Origin of the sequence: Desulfobacter latus, from assembly GCF_013389365.1 — a bacterium.
GTDB lineage: Bacteria > Desulfobacterota > Desulfobacteria > Desulfobacterales > Desulfobacteraceae > Desulfobacter > Desulfobacter latus.
Genome location: NZ_JACADJ010000132.1, coordinates 1 through 3,435, shown reverse-complemented (window position 1 = coordinate 3,435; position 3,435 = coordinate 1). Strand labels below are relative to the sequence as shown.

Here is a 3,435-nt window from a genome sequence, read left to right as displayed (position 1 = left end):
ATTCAAAATTTTTGATTGTTTATCATATCATCTTCGTTGTAAAATACAGAAAACCTCTTTTACAAGAGTATGGTCAATGGGTAAAAAAAACGATGCTTGAGATTGCACAACAATCTGATTTTAATATAAAATAAAATAAAGAGATACGCCATGAAAATATTTAATTACCCTTCACCGGAAGCAGAAAAAAGGGTTCAGGAGACTATAGACAGAGGCCTGGGGTTTTCCAGAGAAGACCAGGACAATGTCCAGGCATTTTTAGATGATGTTAAAAAGAGAGGTGATGAGGCGCTCATCGAATACACCAACAGGTTTGACTCCCCGGCTGTTACCCTGGATACCTTTAAGGTGACGGAACAGGAGTTTGAAGATGCCCTGAAACAGATGACCCCGCAATTTTTAAACGCCCTTGACCGGGCCGTTGAGCAGCTGACAGCGTTTCACAGCCGCCAGAGGGAAAATTCATGGATGGACACCCCCAGAAACGGCGTGATGGTGGGCCAGATGGTGCGGCCGGTGACAGCGGCAGGGATCTATGCCCCCGGCGCCAAGGGCGGTAAAACCCCTTTGGTTTCGTCTGTGCTCATGGGCGGAATTCCGGCCAGGGTGGCGGGTGTGGCATCCATCTCTTTGATGACCCCGCCCATGGCTGACGGTAACATTAATCCCCATCTTCTTGCGGCTGCCCGGGCCGTGGGCATTGATTCGGTGTTCAAGGCAGGGTCTGCCTGGGCCATTGGGGCGCTGGCTTACGGAACCGCCCAGGTGCCCAAGGTTGATGTGATTGTGGGGCCGGGGAATATTTATGTTACCCTTGCCAAGAAAATTGTTTCCGGAACCGTTGGGATTGATATGATTGCCGGTCCCAGCGAAATTCTGATCATTGCAGATAAAACTGCGGACCCGGAATGCATTGCCGCAGACCTGCTTTCCCAGGCCGAGCATGATGTGCTGGCATCGGCTGTGCTGGTGACCGATTCTCAAGATCTGGCCCAAAAGGTCTCTGCCGCGGTTGAGACCCAGCTGAATGCGCTGCCCCGCAAGGATATTGCGGAACCGGCCATCAATGATTTCGGCGCCATTCTGGTGGTACCGGATATTGATACGGCCATTGACTTGTCCAACCGCCTGGCACCCGAGCATCTTGAAATTATAGTCGAATCTCCTTTTGATTATATTGACCGGGTTCAAAACGCAGGGGCCCTGTTCCTGGGACCGTACACCCCCGAACCCATGGGCGACTATATTGCAGGCCCCAACCATGTGCTGCCCACAGCAGGCACGGCCCGGTTTTCATCGGCCTTGAGCGTATCCCATTTTACCAAAAAAACCAGCCTGATCCATTATTCCAAAGCCGCCTTTGAAAGGGAGGCCGATGATGTCATTACCCTGGCCCGGACCGAAGCTCTGGATGCCCATGCCAATTCAGTAAAAATCCGCCTGAAATAACAGCGTTTAATCGGCAATTCTAAATTAAATGACGTATTATCTGTCCTGCTTGCTCTTGCTCGAAGTATTATTTCGAGCAAGAGCACGAGCAAGATTAAGAGCAAGAAGACCTACCGACTCTTAATCCGTAGGCCGCGTGCTTGAATCGCGCCGAGCGCGCCATTTGATAATAAAGGCTTTCAAGGTTTTTACCCTGAAAGCCTTTTTTGTTTGGTTTCTGGTTTGCCCCCACATAGCCCCCACTTTTCAAATGCTGCAGGCTAAAATTCATTTAGAGAAACCCCGGTTTTTTGTTATAATTCAAACTTCTTTAAATATTTCGGTAGAAAAAAAAGGTGCCTATGGGTGGGCCGGGTTCTGGACGACTTTTCAGATTTAATGCAAAACCAACAATTGAGCGCCAAACCTATATTGATATCCGATGGATGAAAAGGCAAAACGGTCTGATTCCTGGAACTATCGGCACAATGTCCTGGTCATCCCATAGAAATGAAAGAGGGGCGGTTCATTTTGAGGTACACAAGAAATGGTTAACCCTAAAATATCAGCATAGGGAACGTGGTGGTGCCTGGGAAGATGTGGAACAGGTCGTTTATTTTGACCAAACCCCTTGCAACTATGGCGGTCATAGAAAATGGTTTCTCTGTTCAAAATGTGAAAAACGGGTTGAAATTCTGTATGGTATGGATGGGGCAAACAAGTATTTTCTTTGTAGAGAGTGTCACGGCCTAACTTATGCCAGTTGCAATGCTCATCAAACAAAAAGAATATTTACCAAGGCTAACAGGCTGAAGCTAAAAATTGGTGTTGAGCCGGGAATTATGGATTTTATTCCGGAAAAGCCAAAAGGAATGCACCGGTCAACCTTTGATAATATTATCCATGAGATTCAAAGGCTGGAATATCTTGGAGACCAGGCAGTGGTGAAGAAATGGGAAAAGGCTTGCAATTTATTACGGTAATTCAATACTATTTTTTTAAATATTGTAAAAATTTAAAAAAAATGCAATTTGCCATAGAGATTGGACACATAATATCCTCTCCTTTTCACTTCACTTAAAGCGCCAGCATGACCTAATTCAGCGGCTTCTATCAGCTTTTGAAGAGCAAGTCCCCCAATTTTTTCAGACAATGCTGATTGGTAAAGCCTTTCTGCTTTTCTAATTTTATCAGCCGCAATATCTTTTTCAGCCTTCTTTCTTATCAGTTCTTCTTGCCTATTTTGGCTCAACATGCCTGGAGACCTACCGAGGATGGCTTCAACTTCTTTAATTGCGTCCAAAACTGAAATTCGGAAAAATTCTCTGCTGTTGTTTATGCGGTAATTGCTTAATTCTATATGTAATAAACGCTCGTCATTTTCTGGGGTGTTGCTACAAAAATACGCTTCAAGTACAAAATTTTCTGGTACGCCGGTTGACGAATTAAGTTCTGCTATTCTTTCATCAACGCTTCGTGTAGTGAAACCTATTTTCAATAGGTCAGGCATCGACGGATTGGATAAGATATAAATATATCCATTGATTGGAGAAATATCCACAAGTGTATTGCCACACTGTTCACATTTGATCGAAAATGCTGATTTTTCGTCTTTTATAAATTGATATTGTTGCTGGCAATTAGAGCAATAAATATTGATACTTATCATTCAATTCATTATTTCCCAAAACATAAGATGAAATTTAACTTAATAGAGTCTAAACATTCTCAACCCAAAAACGCAACTATAAATTAAATTTACTTTTACCGTGAAAGTACCCTGGTTGCAAACTGGATACCGGATAAAACTGTGGATAGAAGATATCTTGTGGGTGGGGGGATATGTTTGAATGGAAGCCGGTATGGTAGAGGTGATGCCTGGGCGCATTCCCATTTTCCCGGTTTTAAAAAAGCCTATCTTTTTATGAAAAAAGCATGATATGAACTCTCGAAACAATACTATCTGAGGAGCAAATATAATGGAAATGAAGAAAGCCGAAGACTGTG

Annotated in this window: 4 protein-coding genes; 3 read left to right on the top strand and 1 reads right to left on the bottom strand. The window is 44.0% G+C overall.

Translation table 11 applies throughout. The features are described 5' to 3' along the window. Positions 1–11: 11 nt before the first annotated feature. The 3 genes from HXW94_RS20505 to HXW94_RS18300 all read left to right on the top strand — a co-directional run bounded on the left by HXW94_RS20505 (position 12) and on the right by HXW94_RS18300 (position 2,411). A complete protein-coding gene (locus HXW94_RS20505) occupies positions 12–134 on the top strand; it encodes a hypothetical protein (RefSeq protein ID WP_425484229.1) in 123 nt (40 codons plus the stop codon). A gap of 16 nt (positions 135–150) precedes the next feature. Further along, a complete protein-coding gene (gene hisD, locus HXW94_RS18305) occupies positions 151–1,449 on the top strand; it encodes a histidinol dehydrogenase (RefSeq protein WP_178368332.1) in 1,299 nt (432 codons plus the stop codon). A gap of 425 nt (positions 1,450–1,874) precedes the next feature. Then, positions 1,875–2,411 (top strand): hypothetical protein, encoded by a 537-nt coding sequence (locus HXW94_RS18300; protein ID WP_178368331.1) that lies wholly within the window; start codon positions 1,875–1,877, stop codon positions 2,409–2,411. Positions 2,412–2,443: 32 nt separating this feature from the next. Here HXW94_RS18300 and HXW94_RS18295 read toward each other — a convergent pair whose 3' ends face one another. Next, positions 2,444–3,097, bottom strand: a complete 654-nt coding sequence (locus tag HXW94_RS18295; protein WP_178368330.1) for a GIY-YIG nuclease family protein — start codon at positions 3,095–3,097, stop codon at positions 2,444–2,446. Positions 3,098–3,435 lie beyond the last annotated feature (338 nt).